Source organism: Ochrobactrum sp. SFR4, assembly GCF_019730395.1.
GTDB lineage: Bacteria > Pseudomonadota > Alphaproteobacteria > Rhizobiales > Rhizobiaceae > Pseudochrobactrum.
In genome coordinates, this window is record NZ_JAAPBB010001145.1 from 1 (window position 1) to 247 (window position 247).

Consider the following 247-nt stretch of genomic DNA (forward strand, 5'->3'; position numbering starts at 1 on the left):
CATCAAAACCATCACTGCGTACATGAACATAAGCAAGATTGGCGTAAGGCTCGATGAGTGAATGCTCGTCTAGATTGAGCTTATAGCCTGCCTCACCAAAAATCTGGAACGTGCCTGCATGATAATCAGCTGAGAGTTTATCGCTGAAATCCGCGAAAGCGACGGAACGGCTCATCTCCACATTATGCCATGAATAAGCCAGACCTGCGCGCAAGCCGATTGCTCCTCCGGCAGTCGCCCATTCTGT

General features: G+C 49.8%; 1 protein-coding gene. It reads right to left on the minus strand.

The window, feature by feature from the left end; genetic code table 11:
- The coding region (locus tag HBA93_RS22630) for an autotransporter outer membrane beta-barrel domain-containing protein (protein WP_221724731.1) at positions 1-247 on the minus strand (247 nt) is incomplete at both ends.